Source organism: Clostridium sp. DL-VIII, assembly GCF_000230835.1.
Lineage (GTDB): Bacteria > Bacillota > Clostridia > Clostridiales > Clostridiaceae > Clostridium.
In genome coordinates, this window is record NZ_CM001240.1 from 4,762,163 (window position 1) to 4,786,403 (window position 24,241).

Below are 24,241 nucleotides of genomic sequence, written 5' to 3' on the forward strand. Positions count from 1 at the left end.
TTACCACTTTCTTAAGATATGATTACAAAAAAATTAAGTGCATCGAATTAACTTCAATGCACTAATCAGTACTACTTATACAGCCAAAGCTTAAATAATACTATAACTTCCTATAAAAATTAAAAACATTTTTAATTGGTCTAAAATCTACCTAAATCCGCTTCATTATATATCTTTAAGCAGCTTATCATAGAACACTGCCATAGACACCTGAACATATAAACCTAAAGGAATCATTCCAATAGATGAAATCATCATGTAATACTTAAAATTCAACTTCTCTACTATAAAAGTTAGTATTAATATTAATATAAACCAACCAATAAAACTCAAGTATAATTTAAATACATCCCATCTATGCCCATTTGTCATTTCAATACTTTTATCAATAGCTTCACTAATACCAATATTAGGATTATCTACCCATATATAAAATGTCATTGAATATTTGATTGCTGCTATTATACCTGGAACTATCAACAAAAGTGACCATAAAAATGTTAAAATACCAGTTGCTAGTGTCATTCCTAATCCTTTTAAAAATCTTTTACTTTCAATAAAAATCTCTGAAACTTCGGTTTGCTCTCCCCTTATTATGTGTAATATAATTGCGGTAAATCCAAATATAAAAATTCCATCTGAAATAATTGTTAATATTGTAATAGGCAGCTTTCCTCCAGGTAAAGAAACCACATCACCTATAACCCTTATAAAATTGTACACTATAGCACTTACTATTGCCACAGTCCAATTTCCTCTTAGGCTGCTTATTGCATCATTTTTTATTCTTTTACAATTAACTTCCATAAATAATCATTAAACCCCTTCAAATAATTTTTTACTACATGTAAATTATAACATATATTGCATATGCATTGCCATTTAATTCCTAAGCTTAGTTTTATATTTTTTAAGTTGTTATGTAAAAGGGTGTATTGAACTATTTAAGAACATTTTATTTAGAAAAAAATTTAACATTTACTATTCTTTTTATTTTTTTCTGTAACTTTTTTACATTTGTGCTATAATTTATAAATAAAGGTAGTACATCCAATTAAATTCATTAACAAAGGAGAGTGAACAAATGCTAAGAGTAAAGAGGATAGTGTGCTTATTAAATTTTATTTTTATGCTTAACATTTGCAATATAAGCACAATAACACCATTTCACGCTTTAGCAACTGCTGTTGTAAAAGATAATAATACAAAAATGGAACTTAAGGAGAAGAATAAAGTTGAATCTAATGAAAATCTTACTGATATACATGATGAAGAATCCTCTTCCCAAAAGATCATTGATCAGTTAATGAGTGAATTAAATCAAAGTTCAGAATTAAAAAAAGAACAGAAAGATAAAATAAATGAACAGGAATCAAAAGAATTCACCCTGACTTTTTACACCTCACTAAAATCAGAGAATAGTAGTGCAGGTGCAGTCACTTGTGAAAATAAGCCCCTGACGCCAGGCGGTGTAGCTAATAACATACTCCCTCTAAATACTAAAATATATCTAGAGGGCTATGGACAAGTTGTCGTCAATGATAGAGGTTCTAATAAGTATTTCAATGTAGATAATAAATTAGATGTCTACATTCCGAGAGAACCTGGTGAAAATGATAAGCAATATTTCCGTAGAGTAAATGATTACGGTATTCAAAAAGTTAAAGGTTATATAATCAAATAATTATTTTTTATATTTTATTGTTGCGCAACAAAAAAATTGCAGATTCATTTCTGAATATGCAATCCTTAACATTCAAATCAATGTGAATATTATTACAAAATTCACATTTGTTTATAATACTAATTAGGAAGTAAATTCATTGACAAAAAATACTTGTCCTCTCTTTATGAAACCAAACTTCTCTTTAATAATAATTAAATTATTTTAATATCACTATAGCTACTGCATCAATTAAACTAGGTATTGATAATAGTATTAGCTTATTAACTATTTTCATTCTTCTATTCTTATCTTCTTTGGTTTCACTAAGAGAATTAGCTCTATATCTATCTCCACTAATAAAGGTTCCGTTTAATATACCGCTTAAAATAAACGAACCTATGCAGATAACTCCGAATATCTTTAGTGTTATATTATAATCATTTAAAACAACTCCAATAGTATGTGCTACAATTGCAACAAACACTCCAATAAAAAATGATAACTTCAAAAATTCACGCTCCTTAAATACATATATTACTTATATCATATCTCCAACTGTATTTTCATACTTATTCTTTCTTATTATTCTTACATAACAATACATATATATATTTTTTTTATTAATTATAACATATCTATATGATGTTTCATCACTAAAAACGAACTAATATATTCTTTTCTTAATAAATTAACATATCAAAATTGCATATGTATAATTTCAGTTTTATTACAGAAAATAAATCTGAAAGGATGGATATCTCTATGAAAAAATTTAGTATCTCACTTTTGTTAATATTACTCTTATTATTGAATTTAACTATGATTTCTCCTCTAGCTCAAGTAAGCGGTATTAAAGAAGGTTTATATAAAGCATCTGATCTTAAACTTGAACCAGATAAAACTTATACAATACAAAATGCCTCCTCTGATGATAGCGTTTATTTGATTGTTTTTAATGAAGATAACGTTGTACAGCAATATTTAAAATTAGAACCCAAATCGCAATCATATAGTTTATTTCCCACCAAACCAGATTACAGAATAGTAATAGTTGGTAATGGAGACGTAAATATCTCCTAAATAAATTTTTAAAATAGTATATTTTTATTTTAATCTACTATTTTTTAAAAAATTTGCAAAATACATCTAACATACATTTAAATGGGAGGTAGAAAATCTTAATGAAAAAATTTATTGTTTCATTGTTAATTTTATTGTTTCTATCAGTTAGCATAATCACCTCAGTATCTTTAGCTGTTATAGGCAACGTTTTTAAAGAAGGCTTCTACAAGCCATCAGATCTCAATATGACAGCAAAAAATTATACTGTTCAAAATGTTTCTACTACTGACAATGTTTATGTACTTGTTTTTGATAAAAATCATGCACTGTATCAATCTATAAGAATGGAACCTAACTCATCAAAATATTCATTATTAGATATTGAACCTGATTTTAGAATAGCCATAGTTGGAAAGGGAGAAGTATTTCTTTCATCATAGGCACTTTTTAGTGTCTATTTTTTATGTGCTTTTTAAAAGCTTTTCTAGTATCTCTATATGCAATCTTCAACAATTTAACTAAATAATAAATATAGCAACAATGCACTCCTCACTTATGGAGTACGAAAAAACTGCACCTAAAAATAAAAACCACTCATATAGAAATACATTTATATCTCCAAATAAGTGGTTTTATACTATTTATATATAATTGATAGCCTTTATTCTTTCAATATTATTTGGCCAATAATTGATTAACTAATTCTCTGTTACTCTCTACACAATGTCCACAGCCAGTGCCTACTTTAGTTATTGCTTGCACCTCTTCAAATGATTTAGCACCGTTTTTTATTGCATCATTTAAATCCTGTACCCTAACTTTAAAACATCCACATACAATAGGATTTTCCTCTATTTTATTAGTTATTATTAATTTATTTACTAATGTTTTAGTGCTTTCTACGCATCTTCCACAGCCAGTACCTACTTTAGTTACTGATTGTACTTCTTCAAAAGACTTTGCTCCATTTTTCACTGCATTTTTCAAATCTTCTTCTGTAACCTTGTAACATCCGCATACGATTTTATTATCTTCCATTTTGTTTTCTCCTTTATAACCAATTAATTTTGAAATTATTGATTTTATCATATTTTCTGTTTCCTCCTCAGTTTCTGTATTGTTTAATTTTAATCTATATAAAAGGCTTATAATTAATTCACCTTTTTTGTCTGTTTTTCAATCTATTAACTTAACCTTATCTTAACTGTTATTCCATAGACATATACTCTTGCTTTATTAATTCCGCAAATTCTGGTCTTTCCTTTGTGACCACAATCACTGCATACCTCTCTAATATTGTTTTCTAAGTTATTTATATAATTCATATTAGAACTTCCTCCAAATATACAAATTCAAAACCATATACTACTAATTAGTTTATAACTAATTAGTAGTATATGGTTAAAAATTAAGGTGTACCTCTATACACCTGATAATTTCTTCAATAAATTTATTAAGCTCTTCTTTTCCTCTATATTTAAAGCACCAAAAATTTCACCCAAATTATCCACATGCTTTGGAAAAATCTCATCGATAAGCTTTCTTCCTTTTTCAGTAATGCTTATTAAACTCGCACGTCTATCCTCTGGATCTACACATCTTTTAACTAAACCATCTTTAGCTAAATTATCTATAACAACAGTCATATTTCCACCAGTAGAAAGAGTCTTTTCTAATATTTCACTAACCCTTAAATCTCCTTTATGATATAGTGCTTCAAGTACTCCAAATTGCGAAAAAGTTAATCCTCCCTCTTTGATAATTTTGTATTCTCTCTTATTAACACTTTGAATACATCGACTTAAGGCTATAACTGCTTTTAAATTTAAATCATTTAATTCTCCATAAGTAATCTTCTTATTCATAAGGATAATATTATTACTAATTAGTAATAATGTCAAGCACATATTTCTTAAAACTTCACTTAGTTGTATTTTTTTCTTTAATTATGATTTAAATTATATTTTAAACTTTTGTATTAAATTATTAAGCTCTTCTGATAATTCAGCTTGTTTTTGTGCAAAACTTGAAACTTCTTGAGTCGCAATAGTCGTTTCATCAACACTATTTAATATTCCCTCTGAACTTTCTGCTGATTTCTGTGCCGTACCAGATACAGTTTCAATTGCAACATTAGTCTGCTCTATTGAATTAAGTATTTGAATTGCTCCATTTGAAATCTCTTTTGACATATCTTTAATAAATTCTGCATCTTCCTCATATTTTAAGGCGGTCTGCACGAATAGCTCATAATCTGGATTCACGTTGTTATCAATAAACGAAAGTATTTCTTGAGTATTACCTGAGAGATTATTAAATGCATTATTAACTTGAAGTATAACATTTTGTATGTTTGAAACATTTTCTGATGATTGTTCTGCAAGCTTTCGTATTTCATCTGCTACTACAGCAAATCCTTTTCCCATTTCGCCAGCTCTTGCTGATTCAATAGCTGCATTCAATGCTAAAAGATTTGTCTGAGATGCAATATTAGCAATAGAATCAGCCATAATCTTAATTTCTTCAACGATTTTTCCCTCTTCTATTGCTTTCAAAATATTTACTTGCTTTTCTTTATATATTTTCTTTGTAATCTCTATTGATTTTAAGCCTTTATCTTTAATTTCTGCTGCACGAATTTGAATTTCATTGGAAGCCCTATCTCCCTCCTTTGCTTTCTTTGATAATTCTGTTGTATTTGAAGTTATTTCTTCAATTGATGCATTCACTTCCTGCGCTGTGGCACTTAATTCCTCTGTACCAGAAGATATTTCCTTTGTTGCTTCATTAATATTATTCATTTTAATTGAAATTCCATCTATTGTTTTATAAATTTCTTCACTTGAATCACTAATATTTTGAGAATTCGATATTATTTTAGCTATAAGTTTTCTAGTATTTTCTGCCGCTCTATTTAAAGCATTAGATATTTTCCCCATTTCATCTCTTGAGGAAATATCTATCCTTTGAGTCAAATCTCCATTACCTAAAGTATCAGCAAATAATAAAATCTTCTTAATTTGCTTTGATACTACTGTTGATATCCAGGTTCCAAGTAACATAGCAAAAATAAAACCAAATACTACTATTCCAATCATTAAATAAAAAGATTTCTTAAATATTAAATTATTAATGTCATTTGTATTTTTAGCTTCCTGTAAATTTGATTGTATAATTTTATTAATACTGTCAATAGTTTTATCTCTTGACTCCGTTACCATTTGAAAAGCCATCTGTGCCTCATCATATTTATCTTTATCTATTAACTCTGAAAAATTTTTACGTTCCATCATATATTCTTCATGAAGCCCCATGAATTCTGACATTAACTCCTTTCCATCATTTGTTTTAGATGCTTTCATGAATTCCTCAGAAAATTTCATATCTTCATCTGTTAATTTTTCAATTTCGCCTTCAATTTTCTGTTTTTTACTTTCATCTCTTGTATTCAAAAGAGATAATAAATCAGAATGTATCTGCAAAAAGTTTCCTTTAAGTTCTTCGACAGTCTTCAAATCTATTAAGTTATTTTCATACATAGAAGTTGAATTTGCATTAAGCTTCCTCATCTCTGATATTCCTATAAAACCAACTCCACCTACAATAAGTGAAATCAATAAAAAGCATAATATAAGCTTTTGCGAAAGCTTTAAACCTTTAAATGCTCTCATGTGCCCCTCCTAAATTATAATACTCATTCTAATGTCAACAAAATCATTGTAATATGATAAAGCATGTGTTTTACAAAACAAGGAAGCTAAGAACAGCTTCCTTCTTACGTAATTTTATAATTCTATTCTCTACTTCTACTTTATCAATTTACATAAACTATTTTTCAGAAACCTCATCTTTCTTTGAACTGCAGCAACTTTTCGTGCGGTTATTCTTAGAATGTCCACCACAACATCCTAAACCTAATTTAGACATTACAAACATTGCTCCTATAAATATTAATATTGTTATTACAGTTTCCATATTATACATCGCTCCTTTTATATCATGTATTATATAAAATACTTATAAAGATTTTATGTAGAAGCCATCTATATAGAATAAATTGGCAATCTAAAAGGCCTAAGCTTTCTAATACTTAAGCCTTTTGAATATTCAAGCTGTCGTTCTAAGCTTCTTAAATTTTTATTACATAACCTGCAGTATCTTAAATCGCTGTTTTTATTAGCTTATTCCTTATCTATCTCTTTCTTATTTACATAATTTTCTTTTTTCATTCCTTTAAACATCATACCCATCATGCCAATCATAAACAGTGGACATAAAAAAGGTGCTATTCCACTTATTACAACCTTAAAGCCTGTTCCTATATTTATAAACGGAAGTATTGCTACAATTATAAAAGGCAATCCGCAACAAAGCACCATCATTAACATATGCTTTATTGGACTATGTTTTTTATTTTCTCCATTTTTATTATTTCCATGACAATTCATATAAAAATCCTCCTTGTTATTAACATGCTTTTGAGGTAAGTTTAATTACCTTTCCACTCAAAATTGACTTATTTACAATATTCTTTATATCATCCTTTGATATTTCTTCATCTATATAGGTTATTCTTATTTTTTTTGATTCCAGATTAACATGAATTTCTTCTAGCCCTTTGACTAAACTGAGAGTTCTTACTACATTCATTAAGCATCTGTGACAAAGCATATTTTCCTGCTTGAAACTTAAATTGTGTCTTTTCAAGTTATCCCCTCCTCATGTATCTATTTTAAATAAACAATGTGAAGATAAGATGAAGATTATTATTTAAGATCTCAAAATTTCAAATTAGTTTAATATTAAAAAAAGTTGATATCTTTTAACTAAGCGAGATATCAACTCATATTTTCCTAATATATTTTAGTCATTAATTAATTTTTTACGAATATCTTCTAAATTAGCAGTCTGTAATGAATCTGTAACTTTAATTGCAGCTGCAATTGAATTATCTTTCACAATAAGATATGTTCCACTATTAGGTATAGTAAATTCAACATTTACCACTCCTTTTTTGCCTGTAAAATTAGTTACTACATCATTATTTTCACCATTTAATATGGAGAATTTACCCTCTGCATTATTAAAAGAAGTAAGATCAATTGAGAGGTTAGCTTTTATTCCTTTTTGCACTACTACTACAAGAGGCTCAAACTCATATCCAGTTCCCTTTATATTTAAGCTTTGAGTATCACCCGAAATATTTGCTTTTTTAATCAATCTATCAGTAGATACCTTGCTTAAATCATTTCCATATATACTTTGAGTTTGTGGTGCAGTACCAGTAGCTCCTGGAGCTCCCCCTGTGCAGCAGCTCATTCCACTGCTTGGTACTGGAATTGATGAATCTGCTTTAGATGTGTCTACAGAATCAAGATTATCCGTTACCTTAATTACACCTCTTATCATTCCCATCCAGCAGCTAAAATTAATATCTCCATCTTTAGGTGTGAATTCTATTATGTTTTCTCCTGACTTTAAAGTTTTTTGTATATTTAATGACGGTATAACTACTGCATTATTACATGAATTTATCTGACTACCTGTTATAATCCATTTAACAGGTATATCTTTTTGTACATAAAAAGCATTTGGAGTATATCCATTATTATCTGCAGTCATTCTTATTACCTGGACTCCATCTTCAATTGTTGCCTTACCAATATTAGCTTGAGCTGCACTTGCTTCACTCCCTGAAAAGCTTTGTGCTAAACTACTAGCATTAGGCACACTAACACCTGCAAGCGCAAGACCTCTGTTTCCCATAATAACTCCAAGTATTATTACTAAAACTCCACTAAACTTTAAGAGCTGCTTTGTATAACCTTTACTTAATAATCCTGACACTGCTCCAAATAGTAACATCAACGGAACTGTTCCTAAAGAAAATAGGAACATTGAAATCGCACCATTTATGGCACTACCAGTACCTAAAGCATAAAGCTGCATTGTTTGAAGAGGTCCACAAGGCATAAGACCATTTAACATTCCGACCAAAAAAGGCGCTTTAGGTTTATTTTTTATTTTACATGAAGACCACGGCAATTTAATATTAAATCTTCTAAATAAAGAAAATCCAGTCATATTTAAGCCCATTATCACCATGAATATTCCTGCAAAAATTTGAAGTCCAGCCTTTACATTAAGGGATAAGGATAATACAGAACCTAAAGCACCTACAATACCACCAATAATAGTATAAGAAGTCACTCTACCTGCATTGTATAAAATTGAAGGCATTAAATTCTTTAATTTATTCTGCTTTTCATCTACAATACTGTTTTTAGATAGACTTTGCGTAAGCATTATTCCGCCGCACATACCTACACAATGAATAGATGTAAGCATACCAACAATAAATAGCACCACATAAGATGCATTATTTAACTTATCACTCATGTCAAAACCTGATGTTGAACTGCCAAGAAGCAAAATCGCTGCTCCAATAACCAAAAAGCCTGCAAATTTCATAGTGCTTGAATTTTTCGTGCTATAACCAGCCTGATTGATGGCTTCCTTTAATTTATTCTGACTACAAAGCTCACTATCATATTCAACAACTACCTGCTGAGCGCTATAGCTTGCCATAGCATTTTTAACTCCATTAACTTTTTTCAAAGCTTTTTCTACCCTGTTTTCGCAGGAAGTACATGTCATATCATAGACATTAATAATCTCTCTCTTAATGCTCATATTACCCTCCACTAAATTACTGTAGTTACTTCAGTAATAAATTATAATTTCCAGAATTTATACATATCAATTATAGTAAAAAGTTATGAAGATTTTATGAGGATTTTATAAAAAACAAATATTTCATTATGAAATTTAAATAATACTTTTCCTAAATATATATGTTGCAATTGATTTTATGCATTTTACATCTAGATATCTACTTAGCCTATAGCCATTCCAAATGTAATTTTATTATTGCAACATATATACTAAAATTTTTTTATTAGTTAGAACTATACCTTTTCTAAATTTTTTATGTAAATTCATTAATTATTTTTGTTTATGCATACTGTGAATGTTGTTCCTTTATTTTCTCTACTTTCTACATCTATTGTTGCAGAATGTAATGTTAATATTTTCTTTACAAGGGTAAGTCCAATTCCACTACCTTCGATTTTATGTCTGCTTTTATCTCCGCGGTACATTCTTTCAAAAACATAAGGCAGATCTTCTTTCTTTATACCAATACCATTATCCTTAATTTCAATTATGACAGAGTCAGCATTACTACTAATATTAATCCATACAGTTCCAGAACTATTGGTAAATTTAATTCCATTCGAAATCAGATTTATAAATACCTGTTTTAATTTATCACAATCGCCTAAAACTGTATAATTAATCCCAGCTTCTTTATTTATGATTAACTTTACATTTTTTTCATCTGCTGCTATAGAAAAATCGCTAATTACATTATTAAGAAGCTCTCCTATATCAACTAATCCTAATTTAAGTACAATTTCATCTGATTCGATTTGCTTTAGTGCATTTAAATTATTTAAAAGCTTACCAAATCTTATTACTTCATCATTTAAATTATTTAGTTTTTCATTTGTTACAGGTATTACTCCATCTATCATTGCTTCTAAATTATTCTGCAATACATTAAGAGGAGTTCTTATTTCATGAGATATATCTGAAATAAGCCTTTTTCTAAGTAAATCCTGACTATTTAGTTTGTCTCCTAAAGAATTTATACTCTCTGTCAAGTTTCTTATTTCTTCAATATCACTTTTTACATTTGATCTCGAATCATAATTTCCTTTCGACAAACTTACAGAAGTCTTTGAAACTGCTTTTATAGGTTTGGAAAATTGTTTTGATAATATGAGGCTTATTACAGCCACAATTGCTAAAGTTAATATTCCACTAAACACGATGCTCTTATTAATCTGTGTTTTAAAGCTTATATCTTCTTGAGAAAATAAAACAGGTGAATATTGGCCTACTATAATATAGCCTACAGTTTTTCCGTTTACATCTATATTAAAAGTATTCGTATTATAAACCCCAGTTTCTTCCTTACCATTTAGGGTCATATAATTTTTATATTTAATATCCTCATGATTCATTTCCCAAACTACTTTTTGATTTTCATCTAAAAGAGTTAAGCAGTAATTACTCATATATGCTTCATGCATCATTTCTTCTCCTGAATTTGCAGTCCATTTACCATCACTTTTATAAACCTGTTGAAAATACTCTACTAATCTTGTATTTCTTTGAGTTTGTATATTTTCCATATAACTATTAAATGTACTAGTAATCGTCATATTTACTAATAAAGCTGATAGAATTACAGCAACTACAGAACACGCTATTATAATTAAACTAAGGCGTTTTCTAATGCTCTGCTTCATACGTCATCACCAAACTTATAACCAATTTTGGTTACAGTAAGTATGTATCTCGGCGACTTGCTATCCTCTTCAATTTTTTTACGTAAATTTTTAATATGAACATCTATAATTCTATCTGAACCATCAAAATCAATTCCAAAAGCTCTTTCTATTATTGCTTCCCTTGAAAATACTTTTCCTTTATTTGATGCTAACACACATAATATATCAAATTCGTTAGGTGTTAAACTGATTTCTTCTCCATTTACCTTAATTAATCTCTTATCATTATCAATAATTAGCTTATCATTATTAAAAGAAAGAATGTTATCATGCTTCTCTCCAACTCTTCTAAATAAAGCATTTACCCGTGCAGTAAGCTCTCTTGGGCTTAATGGTTTTGTTAAGTACTCATCTGCTCCAATATTTAAGCCTTCTATCTTATCACTTAAAGTGCTTTTGGCAGTTAGCATAAAAATATATACATCAGATATTCTTCTTAAAATTTTGCAAACTTCCTCTCCTTCAATGTCCGGAAGCATTAAATCTAATATTACAAGATCAATTTTTTCTTTTCTGAAAACCTCAATTCCATCTAGACCATTTTCAGTTAAGTAAACTCCATAGCCTTCTTTTTCTAAATATGCTTTTAAAATTTCAGATACACCCTTTTCGTCTTCTACTATTAAAATATTATTATTCATAACATACCCCCATACTGTCTTAAAGACTACAAATTAAGTAATTCTATACATCGTGTAGTTATATAAAGCCTATAGCATTAATTATCTAAAAAATATTTCTCATTAATATATTTAGTATTTTAGCATAAAGTTATGAATTTTATATGTAGAAATTAAAACTTCATAACTATATCCAAAAACCATGCATAAATTGAGATGTAAATCTCTTATATGCATGGTTTATTCATGTAAAATAAATTTAATATTAGATACTCTGAGATTAATATAAGAATGCATTCGATACTGATAAAACTATGTTTATCATTTGATTTGGATAAATTCCGAATATAACAAGAGCTATCATTGATATGGTTAATGCTAATTTCGTACTTATAGAAACCGAAATAGGCTCAAGTTTATCAGAACTTTCTCCAAAGTACATTACTTTAACAACTTTAAGATAATAGTATACTGATACTACACTCATTCCAATACTTAAAAATGCTAACCATAACTCTCCTTTTTCTATTATAGAAAGGAAAAGATAGAATTTCCCTATAAATCCGGCTAATGGTGGAATTCCTGCTAAAGATAACAATGAAATAAGCATAACAGCTGAAAGAAAAGGTGATCTTTTTGATAAATAAGCATAATCTTTAATTTCATCGCTGCCTGTTGCCTTTGATACAGCAATTACAACCCCAAAGGCGCCCATGTTTGCAAACAAATAAAACAAACTATAAAGCAGAATTGATGCTACACCAAGACTTGAATTTGCAATAATCCCAAGTAAAAAATAACCTGCTTGAGAAATGCTTGAGTAAGCAAGCAGCCTTTTTATATTGGTTTGAGGTATAGCAACTAAATTTCCAAGGACTAGAGTTATAACAGATAAAACAACTATTAACTCAATCCAATAAGCTGAAATTGAAGACATACCAGTCATAAAAAGCCTCAATAAAACTGCTAGACCTGCTACTTTAGATGCTACTGCTAAAAATACTGTAATTGAAGTAGGTGCTCCTTCATAAATATCGGGTGCCCACATATGAAAAGGAACAATAGCAATTTTAAAAGCAAAACCTGCAATTAAAAATATCATACCTAGTATTTCTAATGGTGAAACGCTTCCTGTTCCTAATACTTGTGCTATTTCCTTGATAACTGTAGTTTGTGTTATGCCATATATTAAACTTAATCCGTATAAGAAAATTGCTGAAGACATTGCGCCTAAAATAATATACTTTAAACTTGCCTCCTTTGACTTTGCATCGCCCTTATAAGCAATTAGAACACAAAAGGATATGGTCATTAATTCTAATCCTACATATATGGCGATGAGTTCTCCAGAAGATACCATAATCATCATTCCAAGTAATGCTGAAACAATTAAGGCGTAAAACTCACCCTGTTTAGAAACTAAATGATCTTTAGAAATTAATACTGTTAAAATAGCAGCTATTAAAAATAACTGTTTAAAAAAAGTACTAAAAGAATTATTAATATAAGCTCCATTAAATAAAGTCTGAATCTGATTTCCATTTAATAGTGGATCATTGAATAGTGATATTATGAAAATTATAAAAAGACATATGCCTGTAAATAAGCCAAGCTTTTCTTTGTACTTTGGTAGGGATAAACTTGCTACCAAAAGTACAAGACATAAAGCTGCAGTTAAAAGTTCAACTATATAACTCATAATTAAAATCCTCCCATTATCATTCCTATGTCTGATATCTTACCCATAAGTGACATTGCTCCACTGTGAATAAGATCAATTAGTGGTGATGGGAATAAACCAAAAAATATTAATACACCTGCAAGCATCACTATAGGTATCATTTCAACTCCTTTTGCATCCTCTAAATGATCCCATTCTTCTTTTCTTGGACCAAAGAAGGTGCTTTGAACTACCTTTAATATATAGGCAGCAGTAATAACAATTCCTAGAATGGCTAGTATTGAAATTGCTTTAAAGGGTATTATTGAAAAAAGTTTTCTTGGTTCATCATGAGATCCTAAAAATATTAGAAATTCTGCAACAAAGTTATTTAATCCTGGTAATCCTAATGATGCAAAACCAGCTATTATAAAACCAATAGCTACCCTTGGCATTTGATGTATTAAGCCGCCAAATCGAGCAATTTCTCTTGTATGAGCCTGATTATAAATATTTCCTATTAAAGTAAAGAATAATGCGGTCATAATACCATGAGCAAACATCTGTGCTACAGCTCCATCTATTCCTTCGAAGTTTAATGAAGCAATTCCGAGTAGCACATACCCCATATGACTTACACTAGAATACCCAATTACAAATTTTAAATCCTTTTGAGCCATAGCAACCATAGCTCCATATACTATATTAGCTATTGATAGTACTGCAATTAAAGGAGCCCAATATTTTGCGCCTTCTGGAAATAAAAACACTCCTGCACGGATAATTCCATAACCACCTAATTTCATCAAGACTCCAGCATGAAGCATGCTTACGGCTGTTGGCGCAGCCACGTGACCGTCTGGAGACCATGTATGAAAAGGCCACATAGGTACTAATATCCCAAAACCAATTAACATTAAGAAAAAAGCAAATTTTTGAAAACCTGAACTATATTGAATATTACTAAGGGTTTGTATATCAAAACTTTTTATTCCTAATTTATTAGCATATATGAAGGTTGCAATAATTCCAATTAGGATAAATGCACTACCTACTAATAAATACAAAGTTAACTTCATTGCAGCATAATCTTTTCTTGTACTTCCCCATACCCCAATTAATATATACATTGGAATAACGGCTATTTCAAAAAATAGGTAAAAGAAAAATAAATCTCTTGAAATAAATACTCCAAAAACACCTGCAACTAGTAAAAGTAGGAATATAAAAAATTCCTTTATTCTTTTTTCCATTTTCCATGATGAAAAAACACCTGCAAAAATAACAATAGCAGTAAGCAATATTAAAGGTATGCTTAAACCATCCGCCCCTACAGAATAATTAATTCCAAATGCAGGTATCCAAGAATAAGTTTCTTGAAATTGAAGCCCTCCTATTGACTTATTGTAAGTTACAAAAGCTATAATGGAAAGTAAGAGTGAAATAAAAGTAACAATTGATGCTGTTACTTTTATTTCCTTTTCCTTAGTAGCTGGAAACAAAAGTATTATAATAATACCCAAAATGGGTGCTAATAGTATTGACGTTAATATCGGAAATTCCATCTATATCCCTCCTAAAATTGGTGCTGCGAGCCAAAGAATTATTAAAGCAATTGCAATGAAAAAAATCAAAGCATAGTTTTGCACCCGTCCTGAATGAATAAGTCTAAGTTTAGCTCCCGTTCTACTTATCAAAGAAGTAGTATTATCAAAAATTCCATCTACTATATTACGATCACACCAATTAAATAAATGGGATATATTTAAAATTACTTTTTCATATACTAAGTGATAAAGTTCATTTAAATAATATTGATTAAAAAGAAATTGATGAATTGGTTTAAATTTCACACTTAGAGCTTCACTTGAAATTACTTTTTTACTATAGATAAGCCATCCAAGTATTATTCCACCAAAAGCTGCTGCTACCGATTCACCCATAACCATTAAATTTGCCTCAGGAATTTGAGATGTTTGAAAGTATATATATGAAGCAAATGTTTCATTTATAAAACCATAAGCTACTGAAAAAACTGATAATATGATTAATGGTACAGTCATACACCAAGGAATTTTATGGACAGAATGTTTTTCTCTTTCTTCTCCAAAGAATACTATAAAAACTAAACGAGCCATATAAAATGCTGTTAAAAACGCTGTAAGCAAACCTAAATAATATAAAAATATATATCCATGTTCATAAGTTACTGTTAAAATTTCATCTTTACTGAAAAAGCCTGATAACGGTGGAATTCCAGCTAATGATAGAGAAGCAATTATAAAAGTTATGCTTACAAGCTTCATCTTTTTAATTAAGCCGCCCATTTTAAAAATATCCTGTACTCCTATAGCGTGAATAATACTTCCAGCTCCTAAGAATAATAACGCTTTAAAAAATGCGTGGCTTGTAAGATGAAACATTCCAGAAGTAAATCCACCCACTCCCATTGCCATAACCATATACCCTAATTGACTCATGGTTGAAAAAGCTAAAATTCTTTTTAAATCTCTTTGAACTATTGCAATAGTTCCTGCCATAAATGCAGTTATTCCTCCAGTATACGCAATTACTAAGCTTACTTCTTGTAATGAAGAAAATAAAATATAGCCACGTGCTAAAAGATATACACCTGCCGCTACCATGGTTGCAGCATGTATTAAAGCACTTACTGGTGTTGGTCCTTCCATAGCATCTGGAAGCCAAACATGAAGTGGAAATTGAGCTGACTTTGCTACTGGTCCTGCAAAGATCAATAATGCTATTATAGTTAAATAAAGAGCATCTTGATAAGCTGGAATATTAGCAGCCAGTTCTCTAAAATTAAAAGTTCCAAAAGCCATGAAAAGGCAAAGCATTCCAACTAAAAATCCAAAATCTCCAACTCTGTTAGCTACAAATGCTTTCTTATTAGCTTTTACAGCTGAAGGCCTTTCATAGTAAAAACCAATTAAAAGGTAAGAACATAAACCTACAAGTTCCCAGAAAAAAAACATTTGAAAATAATTATTGGAAATTACGAGTCCGAGCATTGAACTGCTAAATAGAGATAAGTTAGCAAAGAATCTAGAAAAACCTTGCTCTCCTTTCATGTAGCCCAAAGAATATATTTCAACCAATAAACCTATAAAAGTTACAATTAAGAGCATAATTGCTGTAAGTGGATCAATTAGCACTCCAGCTTCAATCTTAATAGGAACCGAGAGCCAGGAAACAGCATATTCAATAGGCTGATTAATGCTGACTTTTGAAGCAATAACCTCATAAATAATGCCTAAAGAAAATATAAAAGAAAGAACCATCCCAACTATTGCAATTGCTGAACTAATCCCTTTAGATTTTTTTGTAATAAATCCAATAATTAAAAATGCAACTGCAGGAAATAAGGGAATAATCCACGCTAAATTTATAAATCTCATCATAACACCTACCATTTTAAAATATTGAAATCTTCTACATTAGATGTAGTATGACTGCGATAAATATTTAATATAATAGCTAAGCCTACAGCAATTTCAGCTGCTGCAACTACAATAACAAATATTGCAAAAAGGTGTCCTGTAACCTTTTCTGGCGCTAAAAATCTATTAAAAGCTACTAAATTAATATTGACTGCATTCATCATGATTTCTATTGACATTAATACACTGATAACATTTTTTTTAGCAAAAGCCCCATAAAGACCAATGCAAAACAAAGCCGCTGCTAGTATTAGATAACCTTCTAAACCAACCATTTAATTTTTCACTCCTTTAGCTAAAATAATAGCTCCTGCCAAGGCTATTAATAAGAGTAATGCAGAGACTTCAAAGGGAATCATATAATTTCCAAAGAATCCGTCTGCAATAGCACTAATGGTATTTTCTATACTTAAATTCTTATAAGTAAACTTACTAACTAAAATTAAACGAGTAATAATTGCGAAAAATCCTAAGCAAAATACTAAACTTGTCCATCTTAATTTATTAAAGGGATTACTGTTTTTCATATCACTTTTTCGAGTAAGCATTATAGCAAATACAATTAAGATTGAAATAGCTCCCGCATAAACTAAAATTTGTGTTAACGCTAGAAAATCAGCTTCAAGTAAGATGAAAACTACTGCGATACCTATAAATGTTAGAATCATAGCTAAAGCACTATGGATAATATTTTTCGAATGTACGACGCCTATAGCACAAGCTATAATTAAAAATGCTATTGGCCAAAAAACGTAAGCTGAAATCATAGTAAGTCCTCCTTATCATTAAAAAGTGTTAACTTAGTTTTAGCTCTACTATAAGCACTTAATTCAAAATGCGAAGTTACCTGCAGAGCCTTACTTGGACAGCTTTCAACGCAGAGTCCGCAAAAAAGGCAGTACTCTAATTTCATTTCATATTTACTTAAATGCTTTTTATTATTTTCATCTTTATAACTTTCTACATTAATAACTCTATTTGGGCAACTCAAAGCACAAATACTGCAGGAAATGCATTTTTCTGAATCCAATTTAAAAGAACAACGAGAACGTTGTGGAAGATTTGGATGTTCTTCTGGATACTGCTCTGTAATATTTTTTTCAAATAAATGTCCAAGAGTTACTCTAAGACCATTAATTAATCCTTTACCAAACATTAAATTCACCTCTTAACTAACTAATTGAAATATTTTAATACCTATTCCTGTAAATAAAATATTCATCAATGAAATAGGAATAAGATACTTCCAATTCAAAGACATCATATGATCCAACCTAAATCTAGGAAAAGTCCATCTAACCAACATAAGCAGTAATACAACTACATAAGTTTTTAAAATAAACCAAATCCAAGAAGGTAATATAGGTCCACTAGCTCCACCTAAGAACAAAGTAACCGTAAGGGCTGAAGTAGCAAACATATTAGTGTATTCTGCAAGATAAAAAAGTGCATATCTCATTCCGCTATATTCTGTGAATGGACCAGCTACTATTTCCTGCTCTCCTTCAGCTAAGTCAAAAGGAGCTCTATTTAACTCTGCAGTCGCGGCAATAAGATAAATAATAAATGCAACAGGCTGCAAAAAAATGAACCAAATCTTGTTTTGTGCTGTTATAATTTCTGTCAAGTTTAAAGAACCACTTATCATAACTACTCCAAGAAGAGAAAAAATCATAGGTATTTCATAACTTATCATTTGAGCAACTACTCTCATTCCACCTAAAAGAGAATATTTATTATTAGATCCCCATCCTGCCATTAATATTGGTATTGATGAAGTTCCAGAGATAGCTAAAAAATAAAGCAATCCCAAATTTAAATTTACAGCAACCACATTTTTACCAAAAGGTAAAACAGCATAAACTAATATAGCAGGTACCATAACTAATAGAGATGCCATTACAAAGACTAATTTATCCGTTTTCTTTGGAATAATATCTTCTTTCCCTAGAAGCTTAACGACGTCAGCTACACTTTGAAATATCCCTTGTGGACCAAATCTATTAGGTCCGGGACGTTGTTGCAGATAGCCACAAAATTTTCTTTCTAAATAAATCAAAAACATAGCATTTAATAAAACAAAAGCCACAACTCCAATAAAATAAACTAAGCTCATAATAATACTTACTAAAGCATTTGGTATTCCTAATGCAAAAGTTAAGCTTCTAATCCAATCAGAAATATTTAAAAATATATTCTCCATTTTTTACCTCCAAGCTACCTATCAATTTCGCCTAATATAGGATCTAGTGATGCTAATATTGCAACTGCATCCTGAATGGTACTTCCACTCGCCATTTCAGGAAAAGCACCAATGTTAACAAAAGACGGTCCATGAATATGAATTCTATAAGGTTTATCTGCTCCATCGCTTACTAGGTAATAGCCTAGTGTACCTTTAGAACCTTCAATTTGGTGATAAATATCTCCTTTTGGCGGTTTTATAAGTCTTGGAACTTTAGCTAGGACAGGGCCATCTTGAATTTGTTCTAATGCCTGTTTAATTATTTTTATACTCTCTTCCATCTCTCTAATACGCATTATCCATCTCTCGTAGCAATCGCCTTCTTTTCCGATAATTACTTTAAAATTGAAACGATCATAAATACCATATGGAGCGTCACGCCTTAAATCTAGATCAATGCCAGAAGCCCTAAGGTTTGGACCTGTTAAACCATAAGCTAAAGCTTTTTCTCCACTAATTATTCCAACACCTTTAGTTCTAGCTTCAAATATTTCATTACCAGTAATGATACGCTGATACTCTATGAAGCTTTTATCCATATCGTTAAGGAAGCTTCTCAAACTTGGAATAAATTCCTCAGGCAGATCATAACTTACTCCACCTATACGCATGTAATTTGTTGTCATTCTAGAACCACAAACCATCTCAAATAGATCCAAAACTTTTTCTCTATCTCTAAAAAAATACATCCATGGCGTATGCCCGTTCAAATCCAATGCCATACTACCTAAAAAAACTTGGTGGCTAGCAATTCTTTGAAGTTCAGCCATAATAATGCGAAGATATTCCGCCCTTTCCGGAACTTCAATTTCCATAAGCTTCTCTACTGTTTGAACATAACCTAATTCATTTAACATTCCAGATAAATAATCTAATCTATCTGTGTAAGGTATAAATTGAGTATAAGTTCTAGATTCAGCTAGTTTTTCCATACCTCTATGCAAATAACCAATTACATTTTCAGCATTTATAATATGCTCTCCATCTAAGGTAAAAATAGCTCTATATACTCCATGAGTACTAGGATGCTGAGGCCCAAAGTTCAAAGTCATTTCTTCAGTATGCAAATCTTTATTATGTTCTATCATGTAACTGCCTCCTTTCTAACTTCGCTTATCTACCTTAAAATCTTTTCTAAGTGGATGCCCTACAAAATCATCTGGACATAATATTCTTTTTAAATCTGGATGACCAACAAAATTAATTCCAAATAAATCATAAACTTCTCTTTCCTGAACATTGGCTGCAAGCCAATAATTAGTTAGTGATTGAATTTCAAGTTTTTCATTTAGTCTCACCTTAACTCTAATCACTTCATTAGTTACTAAAGACATGAAATGGTAAATACAGCTTAACCCATCTTCTTCAACTGCAGTCAAATCAACTAAAAAATCAAAACAATAATCCTTTAACTTTTTTATAATATCCATAAAAATATCTAGTTCTATATGAATAGAAATCTGCATATTTTCTATAATTTCAATATCTTGCTTATAATCTGCTTTTAATTCTGAAATCAGATTTTCACTAATTTTACTCATTTATTCCCACCTCTTTTTTGATGAATAATTTTTTCTTTTAATGTTAAAAGTCCATGAATTAACGCTTCTGGACGTGGAGGACAACCTGGAATATAAACATCTACTGGTAAAAATGTATCTGCACCTGGCACAACACTATAGGAATCTACAAATGGTCCTCCACTGGTTGCGCAGCTTCCCATAGCAATTACCCATTTTGGTTCAGGCATTTGATCATAAATCTTTTTAACTACAGGCGCCATTTTTTCAGTAACAGTTCCAGCAACAATCATTAAATCTGCCTGCCTTGGAGAAGCACGAAAAACTTCATAGCCAAAACGAGCAATGTCATAACGAGCACCGCCAGCCGCCATCATTTCAATAGCACAGCAGGCTAACCCAAAGGTTAAAGGCCAAAAAGAATGAGCACGAAAATAATTTAAAGTATCATCTAATTTAGTTAAAATAATATTTTTTTCTATTTGCTCTTGAACATATTTATCTTCATTAAAATTTACTTCCATTCTAATGCCCCCTCTTTCCACGCATACCATAAACCAATTATTAAAATACCTACAAAAATAACCATCTCCACAAGTGCGAATAAGCCTAGTGACTTAAATTTCACTGCCCATGGTAATAAAAATACGGTTTCTACATCAAAGAGTAGAAATACTAACCCGTACATAAAATAACTTACCTTAAATCTAATCCAAGTTGGTCCAGTTGTTTCAACTCCGCATTCATAGGTTGATAACTTTTCTTTATTAGGCTTCTTAGGTCTTACCAAAGAAGCTGTTAGCAAAACTACCATACCAAAAATAAATGAGGCTACAAGAAAAATTCCAATAGTCAAATAATTTTGTATCATTTCTATCTCCCTTCAAAGCAATCTTTTATTTATACTAATGCGCGAAAAATTTATTATTAAAAACAGCAACCTTTAATAGCTCTCTATTTGTTCAAATATTACCAAGTTTTTATGTAGTTATTATGTAGAAAACCCATAAGAAAACTTTTAAATTTTATATTAATCACTCTATTAACTATAAAATAGCGCTTCATAAGAAAATTCACCTACTTAATTTGACCACAAAAAACCAGAAGCTTATATTATCTAAACTTCTGGTTTCATATATTTTATGTGATCTATTCATTTCTAATACTTTTTATAGTGCACTTGCCGCTAATAATCCAATAACCACAGCTAAGTGATACTTTAATCCAATTTTGCCTATTAGCCCCATACTTCTTCCTTTTGTTATGATACTCTTTTTATATGATAAAAAGCTTAAAACAGATTTATAAGGAAATAGAAAAAGAACAGGCACTAATGCAATAATAGGGTAAATGTGTAATAACACCAATCCAAAGGTTAAAATAACTAGCATTAACACGTTAAAGATCCATAACCGCTCAGCATTTTTTCTCCCTATAATAATAGGCAGAGTTTTTCTTCCAGATTCCCTATCCTCTTCTATATCACTTAAATTATTAGTTAATAATATAGTTCCAATAAATACTGCTGTTGGAACCGTAACTAAAACTGTACTTAAATTTAATATACCTGATTGAATATAAATCACTGTACTTGTTATTCCCATCCCCATAGTAGCTCCTGACACAAATTCACCAATTGGAGTATAAGAAATAGGTAAAGGTCCAAATGCATAAAAAAGTGAAATAAGCCCACCAAAAATTGCAACCAGCAATATATAATAACTTGTTTGACTAGCTATAAAAATACCAATTATAAGAGCAATTAATTGATATGAAAATATTATAAACAAAACTTGTTTAGGAGTAATCTCTCCACTTACTAAGGCTTTCTCTTCACTACTTTTTTTATCATCAGCTCCACGTTTAAAATCAAAGTAATCATTAATCATATTTGTAGCACTTTGAATTAATATCATAGCAATTACTAATAATATAAAATAAAATATATTTAACTTTTGAAAAGCATATTTGGAATAAACTGAACCTAAAGTTACAGGAATCAATCCTGCAACAAGAGTTTTTATATCCATAAGTTTTACTATTGATTTAAAAGTCATCTTTTCGTCTCTCCTCATCAAAGAATTAACTATTATCTTTGTTTTGCTTAATGATAGCATTTGTAACCGTTACACATGAAATTAATATATTATTTTCATCAAACATCTCAATATTCCACACATGAGATATTTTTCCCATATGTAGTAATCTGCCTTTTGCTATAATATATCCTTCTATTTTTTTAGCTTTCATATGATTTGCAGTTATACTTTGCCCCACAGCTGCTTGATCCTTATTTATCTTTCTAATTGAAGCATAACCTGCAATTGTTTCTCCAAAAGCAATTGTTGCTCCTCCATGCAGATATCCGAAAGTTTGATCATGAAAATCAGTTAAGTTCATTTTTGCTTCAAGTGTGTTTTCATATACATGGATATATTCAATATTTAAACCTTCTATTAAATTCATTTTATATTCACCATCCATTTTTAAAATAATCTATTGTAAGGTCTTTTAAAACCTCTTCCTTAACCTTCACTCCTAATCCATAGCCTTTTGGTACTTTAATAATGCCATTTTCAGCTATAATTTCCGGTTTTATTACATCTCTTTCAAAATAACGCTTTGACGATGATAAATCTCCAGGAATATAAGTATCCTGCAGACTCGCCAAATGAACATGTAATACCTTAGAAATACCACTTTCAACCATACTTCCAATCCAATATTTAATGTTGTTTTCTCTGCATAATTCAATCATCTGCTTTGCATAATATAAGCCCCCAACTCGCCCTATTTTTATATTAAGCGCTTTAAATGCCTTTAACTTGATTGCAGCATTTAAATCTTTAACTGTTTGGATACTTTCATCTAAACATATTGGAGTCTTAAGTTCTTTTTGAAGCTTTTGATAATCTAAAAAACTTTCTGAATCTAATGGTTCTTCTATGCATAGTAAATTTAATTCATCGAACTTCTTTAGTTCATTAATTTGTTCAATGCTATAACTTTTATTAGCATCTGCCAGTAGTTTTATGTCAGAATATATCTCTCTAATTGCTTTTAATTTTTCAAACCCATCTTCTGGTTTTATCTTTATTTTAAAACGAGTATATCCTGCCTTCTTATAGACTTCAATCTGCTTTATAATCTTTGAACTTTCTAAGTCTCCAAGCACTATTCCTGCATATATCTGTTCATTCGTTTTTTCATTAAGTGCAAGCTCCATAATTGATTTCCTATTTCTTTTAGAATACAAATCCATAAGGGCGTTCTCTAAACCTGCAAGTGCCATTGGATATTCTGCTTCAATATTCTTGTGTATATCATAAGGATGCTCTATAGATTTAAAGATTAACTTTGGAATATATTTATTTATTAATACCTCTTTAGAAATTGCCAATGTTTCATTAGTGTAAAATGGATCATTAAATGAAACTACTTCACCATAGCCTTTGTTATTAAATTCATCATAAACCTTAACTATTATTGTTTCTCGATAATTTATAGAAGTTTGTGAGGTTTTAAAATTAAAGTTCAAAGGCATTCTAATATGAAAAAGCTCTATTTTCTTTACCTGCATCTGTTAAGCA

General features: G+C 30.0%; 29 protein-coding genes. 3 read left to right on the top strand and 26 right to left on the bottom strand.

Translation table 11 applies throughout. The features are described from left to right. Positions 1 to 165: 165 nt before the first annotated feature. On the bottom strand, positions 166 to 807 hold the full coding sequence (locus CDLVIII_RS21970) for a DUF975 family protein (protein WP_009171672.1): 642 nt from the start codon (positions 805 to 807) through the stop codon (positions 166 to 168). 277 nt (positions 808 to 1,084) lie between these two features. On the opposite strand from CDLVIII_RS21970, the gene CDLVIII_RS21975 reads away from it, so the two are divergent. Continuing rightward, a complete protein-coding gene (locus tag CDLVIII_RS21975; protein WP_009171673.1) occupies positions 1,085 to 1,684 on the top strand; it encodes a 3D domain-containing protein in 600 nt (199 codons plus the stop codon). Between the two features lie 199 nt (positions 1,685 to 1,883). Here the strand turns inward: CDLVIII_RS21975 and CDLVIII_RS21980 are convergent, their stop codons facing one another. Further along, positions 1,884 to 2,174 (bottom strand): DUF5316 domain-containing protein, encoded by a 291-nt coding sequence (locus CDLVIII_RS21980; protein WP_009171674.1) that lies wholly within the window; start codon positions 2,172 to 2,174, stop codon positions 1,884 to 1,886. Between the two features lie 254 nt (positions 2,175 to 2,428). Here CDLVIII_RS21980 and CDLVIII_RS21985 point away from each other — a divergent pair, with 254 nt between their 5' ends. After that, on the top strand, positions 2,429 to 2,746 hold the full coding sequence (locus CDLVIII_RS21985) for a hypothetical protein (protein WP_009171675.1): 318 nt from the start codon (positions 2,429 to 2,431) through the stop codon (positions 2,744 to 2,746). Between the two features lie 101 nt (positions 2,747 to 2,847). After that, positions 2,848 to 3,168, top strand: a complete 321-nt coding sequence (locus CDLVIII_RS21990) for a hypothetical protein (protein ID WP_009171676.1) — start codon at positions 2,848 to 2,850, stop codon at positions 3,166 to 3,168. A gap of 235 nt (positions 3,169 to 3,403) precedes the next feature. Here the strand turns inward: CDLVIII_RS21990 and CDLVIII_RS21995 are convergent, their stop codons facing one another. From CDLVIII_RS21995 to menC, 24 genes are all read right to left on the bottom strand, one after another. Continuing rightward, a complete protein-coding gene (locus CDLVIII_RS21995; RefSeq protein ID WP_009171677.1) occupies positions 3,404 to 3,817 on the bottom strand; it encodes a (2Fe-2S)-binding protein in 414 nt (137 codons plus the stop codon). Positions 3,818 to 3,912: 95 nt separating this feature from the next. After that, positions 3,913 to 4,053 carry a hypothetical protein gene (locus tag CDLVIII_RS31575; protein WP_009171678.1) on the bottom strand — a complete coding sequence of 47 codons (141 nt, stop codon included), beginning with the start codon at positions 4,051 to 4,053 and terminating at the stop codon, positions 3,913 to 3,915. A 96-nt stretch (positions 4,054 to 4,149) separates the two neighbouring features. Beyond that, on the bottom strand, positions 4,150 to 4,593 hold the full coding sequence (locus CDLVIII_RS22000) for a MarR family transcriptional regulator (RefSeq protein WP_035302506.1): 444 nt from the start codon (positions 4,591 to 4,593) through the stop codon (positions 4,150 to 4,152). A 93-nt stretch (positions 4,594 to 4,686) separates the two neighbouring features. Beyond that, a complete protein-coding gene (locus CDLVIII_RS22005; RefSeq protein WP_009171680.1) occupies positions 4,687 to 6,399 on the bottom strand; it encodes a methyl-accepting chemotaxis protein in 1,713 nt (570 codons plus the stop codon). Between the two features lie 157 nt (positions 6,400 to 6,556). Then, positions 6,557 to 6,703, bottom strand: coding sequence for a hypothetical protein (locus CDLVIII_RS31580; RefSeq protein ID WP_009171681.1), 147 nt, complete (start codon positions 6,701 to 6,703; stop codon positions 6,557 to 6,559). Positions 6,704 to 6,909: 206 nt separating this feature from the next. After that, positions 6,910 to 7,176: a hypothetical protein gene (locus tag CDLVIII_RS22010; RefSeq protein ID WP_009171682.1), complete on the bottom strand. Its 267-nt coding sequence runs from the start codon at positions 7,174 to 7,176 to the stop codon at positions 6,910 to 6,912. A 19-nt stretch (positions 7,177 to 7,195) separates the two neighbouring features. Continuing rightward, on the bottom strand, positions 7,196 to 7,435 hold the full coding sequence (locus CDLVIII_RS22015) for a heavy-metal-associated domain-containing protein (protein ID WP_009171683.1): 240 nt from the start codon (positions 7,433 to 7,435) through the stop codon (positions 7,196 to 7,198). A 156-nt stretch (positions 7,436 to 7,591) separates the two neighbouring features. After that, complete coding sequence (locus CDLVIII_RS22020) at positions 7,592 to 9,421, bottom strand: sulfite exporter TauE/SafE family protein (protein WP_009171684.1); 1,830 nt, start codon at positions 9,419 to 9,421, stop codon at positions 7,592 to 7,594. Between the two features lie 308 nt (positions 9,422 to 9,729). Then, positions 9,730 to 11,103 carry a HAMP domain-containing sensor histidine kinase gene (locus tag CDLVIII_RS22025; RefSeq protein WP_009171685.1) on the bottom strand — a complete coding sequence of 458 codons (1,374 nt, stop codon included), beginning with the start codon at positions 11,101 to 11,103 and terminating at the stop codon, positions 9,730 to 9,732. Further along, positions 11,100 to 11,786, bottom strand: a complete 687-nt coding sequence (locus CDLVIII_RS22030) for a response regulator transcription factor (RefSeq protein WP_009171686.1) — start codon at positions 11,784 to 11,786, stop codon at positions 11,100 to 11,102. Before CDLVIII_RS22030 ends, CDLVIII_RS22025 begins: the two co-directional genes overlap by 4 nt. A 259-nt stretch (positions 11,787 to 12,045) precedes the next feature. Then, positions 12,046 to 13,464 carry an NADH-quinone oxidoreductase subunit N gene (locus tag CDLVIII_RS22035; RefSeq protein WP_009171687.1) on the bottom strand — a complete coding sequence of 473 codons (1,419 nt, stop codon included), beginning with the start codon at positions 13,462 to 13,464 and terminating at the stop codon, positions 12,046 to 12,048. A 2-nt stretch (positions 13,465 to 13,466) separates the two neighbouring features. Then, on the bottom strand, positions 13,467 to 14,990 hold the full coding sequence (locus CDLVIII_RS22040) for an NADH-quinone oxidoreductase subunit M (protein ID WP_009171688.1): 1,524 nt from the start codon (positions 14,988 to 14,990) through the stop codon (positions 13,467 to 13,469). Next, positions 14,991 to 16,847, bottom strand: a complete 1,857-nt coding sequence (gene nuoL / locus CDLVIII_RS22045) for an NADH-quinone oxidoreductase subunit L (protein ID WP_242835792.1) — start codon at positions 16,845 to 16,847, stop codon at positions 14,991 to 14,993. A gap of 5 nt (positions 16,848 to 16,852) precedes the next feature. Then, the gene (gene nuoK / locus CDLVIII_RS22050; RefSeq protein WP_009171690.1) at positions 16,853 to 17,161 is read right to left on the bottom strand and encodes an NADH-quinone oxidoreductase subunit NuoK; all 309 of its coding nucleotides are present in this window, start codon (positions 17,159 to 17,161) and stop codon (positions 16,853 to 16,855) included. Further along, the gene (locus CDLVIII_RS22055; RefSeq protein ID WP_009171691.1) at positions 17,162 to 17,653 is read right to left on the bottom strand and encodes an NADH-quinone oxidoreductase subunit J; all 492 of its coding nucleotides are present in this window, start codon (positions 17,651 to 17,653) and stop codon (positions 17,162 to 17,164) included. After that, the gene (locus tag CDLVIII_RS22060; protein ID WP_009171692.1) at positions 17,650 to 18,042 is read right to left on the bottom strand and encodes an NADH-quinone oxidoreductase subunit I; all 393 of its coding nucleotides are present in this window, start codon (positions 18,040 to 18,042) and stop codon (positions 17,650 to 17,652) included. The genes CDLVIII_RS22055 and CDLVIII_RS22060 overlap by 4 nt, the downstream gene beginning before the upstream one ends. Positions 18,043 to 18,054: 12 nt before the next feature. Further along, positions 18,055 to 19,089, bottom strand: coding sequence for an NADH-quinone oxidoreductase subunit NuoH (gene nuoH, locus CDLVIII_RS22065; protein WP_009171693.1), 1,035 nt, complete (start codon positions 19,087 to 19,089; stop codon positions 18,055 to 18,057). Positions 19,090 to 19,103: 14 nt separating this feature from the next. After that, positions 19,104 to 20,219, bottom strand: coding sequence for an NADH-quinone oxidoreductase subunit D (locus CDLVIII_RS22070; protein ID WP_009171694.1), 1,116 nt, complete (start codon positions 20,217 to 20,219; stop codon positions 19,104 to 19,106). Positions 20,220 to 20,234: 15 nt separating this feature from the next. Continuing rightward, positions 20,235 to 20,672 (bottom strand): NADH-quinone oxidoreductase subunit C, encoded by a 438-nt coding sequence (locus CDLVIII_RS22075; protein ID WP_009171695.1) that lies wholly within the window; start codon positions 20,670 to 20,672, stop codon positions 20,235 to 20,237. Then, positions 20,669 to 21,175 carry an NADH-quinone oxidoreductase subunit B gene (locus CDLVIII_RS22080; RefSeq protein ID WP_009171696.1) on the bottom strand — a complete coding sequence of 169 codons (507 nt, stop codon included), beginning with the start codon at positions 21,173 to 21,175 and terminating at the stop codon, positions 20,669 to 20,671. The genes CDLVIII_RS22075 and CDLVIII_RS22080 overlap by 4 nt, the downstream gene beginning before the upstream one ends. Further along, positions 21,166 to 21,522 (bottom strand): NADH-quinone oxidoreductase subunit A, encoded by a 357-nt coding sequence (locus CDLVIII_RS22085; protein WP_009171697.1) that lies wholly within the window; start codon positions 21,520 to 21,522, stop codon positions 21,166 to 21,168. The genes CDLVIII_RS22080 and CDLVIII_RS22085 overlap by 10 nt, the downstream gene beginning before the upstream one ends. A gap of 298 nt (positions 21,523 to 21,820) precedes the next feature. Then, a complete protein-coding gene (locus CDLVIII_RS22090; RefSeq protein ID WP_009171698.1) occupies positions 21,821 to 22,708 on the bottom strand; it encodes a prenyltransferase in 888 nt (295 codons plus the stop codon). A 25-nt stretch (positions 22,709 to 22,733) separates the two neighbouring features. Next, positions 22,734 to 23,117, bottom strand: coding sequence for a PaaI family thioesterase (locus CDLVIII_RS22095; RefSeq protein WP_035302507.1), 384 nt, complete (start codon positions 23,115 to 23,117; stop codon positions 22,734 to 22,736). A 7-nt stretch (positions 23,118 to 23,124) separates the two neighbouring features. Next, positions 23,125 to 24,231 (bottom strand): o-succinylbenzoate synthase, encoded by a 1,107-nt coding sequence (gene menC / locus CDLVIII_RS22100; RefSeq protein ID WP_009171700.1) that lies wholly within the window; start codon positions 24,229 to 24,231, stop codon positions 23,125 to 23,127. Positions 24,232 to 24,241 lie beyond the last annotated feature (10 nt).

Excerpts from the sequence above, each read along its gene's own strand:
- CDLVIII_RS21970 (WP_009171672.1), bottom strand. The coding sequence starts at position 807 with ATGGAAGTTAATTGTAAAAGAATAAAAAATGATGCAATAAGCAGCCTA.
- CDLVIII_RS21975 (WP_009171673.1), top strand. The coding sequence starts at position 1,085 with ATGCTAAGAGTAAAGAGGATAGTGTGCTTATTAAATTTTATTTTTATG.
- CDLVIII_RS21985 (WP_009171675.1), top strand. The coding sequence starts at position 2,429 with ATGAAAAAATTTAGTATCTCACTTTTGTTAATATTACTCTTATTATTG.
- CDLVIII_RS21990 (WP_009171676.1), top strand. The coding sequence starts at position 2,848 with ATGAAAAAATTTATTGTTTCATTGTTAATTTTATTGTTTCTATCAGTT.
- CDLVIII_RS21995 (WP_009171677.1), bottom strand. The coding sequence starts at position 3,817 with ATGATAAAATCAATAATTTCAAAATTAATTGGTTATAAAGGAGAAAAC.
- CDLVIII_RS31575 (WP_009171678.1), bottom strand. The coding sequence starts at position 4,053 with ATGAATTATATAAATAACTTAGAAAACAATATTAGAGAGGTATGCAGT.
- CDLVIII_RS22000 (WP_035302506.1), bottom strand. The coding sequence starts at position 4,593 with ATGAATAAGAAGATTACTTATGGAGAATTAAATGATTTAAATTTAAAA.
- CDLVIII_RS22005 (WP_009171680.1), bottom strand. The coding sequence starts at position 6,399 with ATGAGAGCATTTAAAGGTTTAAAGCTTTCGCAAAAGCTTATATTATGC.
- CDLVIII_RS31580 (WP_009171681.1), bottom strand. The coding sequence starts at position 6,703 with ATGGAAACTGTAATAACAATATTAATATTTATAGGAGCAATGTTTGTA.
- CDLVIII_RS22010 (WP_009171682.1), bottom strand. The coding sequence starts at position 7,176 with ATGAATTGTCATGGAAATAATAAAAATGGAGAAAATAAAAAACATAGT.
- CDLVIII_RS22020 (WP_009171684.1), bottom strand. The coding sequence starts at position 9,421 with ATGAGCATTAAGAGAGAGATTATTAATGTCTATGATATGACATGTACT.
- CDLVIII_RS22025 (WP_009171685.1), bottom strand. The coding sequence starts at position 11,103 with ATGAAGCAGAGCATTAGAAAACGCCTTAGTTTAATTATAATAGCGTGT.
- CDLVIII_RS22030 (WP_009171686.1), bottom strand. The coding sequence starts at position 11,786 with ATGAATAATAATATTTTAATAGTAGAAGACGAAAAGGGTGTATCTGAA.
- CDLVIII_RS22035 (WP_009171687.1), bottom strand. The coding sequence starts at position 13,464 with ATGAGTTATATAGTTGAACTTTTAACTGCAGCTTTATGTCTTGTACTT.
- CDLVIII_RS22040 (WP_009171688.1), bottom strand. The coding sequence starts at position 14,990 with ATGGAATTTCCGATATTAACGTCAATACTATTAGCACCCATTTTGGGT.
- nuoL (WP_242835792.1), bottom strand. The coding sequence starts at position 16,847 with ATGATGAGATTTATAAATTTAGCGTGGATTATTCCCTTATTTCCTGCA.
- nuoK (WP_009171690.1), bottom strand. The coding sequence starts at position 17,161 with ATGGTTGGTTTAGAAGGTTATCTAATACTAGCAGCGGCTTTGTTTTGC.
- CDLVIII_RS22055 (WP_009171691.1), bottom strand. The coding sequence starts at position 17,653 with ATGATTTCAGCTTACGTTTTTTGGCCAATAGCATTTTTAATTATAGCT.
- CDLVIII_RS22060 (WP_009171692.1), bottom strand. The coding sequence starts at position 18,042 with ATGTTTGGTAAAGGATTAATTAATGGTCTTAGAGTAACTCTTGGACAT.
- nuoH (WP_009171693.1), bottom strand. The coding sequence starts at position 19,089 with ATGGAGAATATATTTTTAAATATTTCTGATTGGATTAGAAGCTTAACT.
- CDLVIII_RS22070 (WP_009171694.1), bottom strand. The coding sequence starts at position 20,219 with ATGATAGAACATAATAAAGATTTGCATACTGAAGAAATGACTTTGAAC.
- CDLVIII_RS22075 (WP_009171695.1), bottom strand. The coding sequence starts at position 20,672 with ATGAGTAAAATTAGTGAAAATCTGATTTCAGAATTAAAAGCAGATTAT.
- CDLVIII_RS22080 (WP_009171696.1), bottom strand. The coding sequence starts at position 21,175 with ATGGAAGTAAATTTTAATGAAGATAAATATGTTCAAGAGCAAATAGAA.
- CDLVIII_RS22085 (WP_009171697.1), bottom strand. The coding sequence starts at position 21,522 with ATGATACAAAATTATTTGACTATTGGAATTTTTCTTGTAGCCTCATTT.
- CDLVIII_RS22090 (WP_009171698.1), bottom strand. The coding sequence starts at position 22,708 with ATGACTTTTAAATCAATAGTAAAACTTATGGATATAAAAACTCTTGTT.
- CDLVIII_RS22095 (WP_035302507.1), bottom strand. The coding sequence starts at position 23,117 with ATGAATTTAATAGAAGGTTTAAATATTGAATATATCCATGTATATGAA.
- menC (WP_009171700.1), bottom strand. The coding sequence starts at position 24,231 with ATGCAGGTAAAGAAAATAGAGCTTTTTCATATTAGAATGCCTTTGAAC.